At 22.7% G+C, this 840-nt stretch carries 1 protein-coding gene and 1 pseudogene; one reads left to right on the top strand and one right to left on the bottom strand.

All coding sequences use genetic code 11. From position 1 onward, the window contains the following. Nucleotides 1–195, top strand: a pseudogene (locus AMN99_RS05810) (hypothetical protein); the annotation flags it as partial. On the opposite strand, the gene AMN99_RS01625 reads toward AMN99_RS05810, so the two are convergent. Next, nucleotides 169–828, bottom strand: a complete 660-nt coding sequence (locus tag AMN99_RS01625) for a YggS family pyridoxal phosphate-dependent enzyme (RefSeq protein ID WP_075506105.1) — start codon at nucleotides 826–828, stop codon at nucleotides 169–171. The pseudogene AMN99_RS05810 and the gene AMN99_RS01625 sit on opposite strands and share 27 nt — an antisense overlap. Nucleotides 829–840 lie beyond the last annotated feature (12 nt).

Here is an 840-nt window from a genome sequence, read left to right as displayed (position 1 = left end):
ATTCCAATAAAATATAATTTCAAAAAAACAACTTTAGGAATTGGTAGCTGTATTTTCATTCATCTTACTAAAAACTACAAACCAACAGCTGGATGCATTGCAATAAATAAAAAAGATTTTTTAATATTATTAAAATTAATAAATAAAAAAACTAAGATTAAAATTCCTCTAGTCTCTACTTCCAAAAATACTTGAACCAATTCTTACATAAGTAGAGGAATTCATAATAGCTAATAAATAGTCAGAAGACATTCCCATGCTCAATTCACTTAAATTATACTTACTATTAAGATTTTCTAAATCTTTAAAATAATTTTCAGTCTTGCCATGAATAGGGGGGATGCACATTAATCCAATAACATTTAAATTTAATTCTTTACAATAATTTACCAATTCATCTAATTTATTTTTCATAATACCTGATTTTTGTACTTCTTCTCCAATATTTACTTGAATAAAAATTTTAATATTTTTTTTTATTTTATTTTGTTCGTCGGAAATTTTTTTTGCTAGTTTAATGCTATCAACAGTATGGATAAAATCGAATATTTTTATAGCAATTTTTACTTTGTTCGTTTGGAGTTTTCCAATTAAATGAAGGTTAATTTTAGGATTATTTTCTTTTACTGTTTTCCATTTATTCATAGCTTCTTGAACTTTATTTTCTCCAAAATTCAAATGTCCATGAGCTATTAATGGATAAATTTTTTCAATTTGAAAAGTTTTAGATACAGCAATTATTTCTGGTAATTTATTGATTTTTTTTTCTTTTAATCTTAATTTAATTTTTTCTTCTATTGAAATTAAATTTTGGATTGTTTTATGCATAAAAGCTTATGG

The sequence above is a fragment of the Candidatus Pelagibacter communis genome (genome assembly GCF_001180225.1).
Classification (GTDB): domain Bacteria; phylum Pseudomonadota; class Alphaproteobacteria; order Pelagibacterales; family Pelagibacteraceae; genus Pelagibacter; species Pelagibacter ubique_D.
Note: the sequence above shows the minus strand (reverse complement) of the source record. Positions and strands in the feature narration are given on the sequence as shown.

Excerpts from the sequence above, each read along its gene's own strand:
- AMN99_RS01625 (WP_075506105.1), bottom strand. The coding sequence starts at position 828 with ATGCATAAAACAATCCAAAATTTAATTTCAATAGAAGAAAAAATTAAA.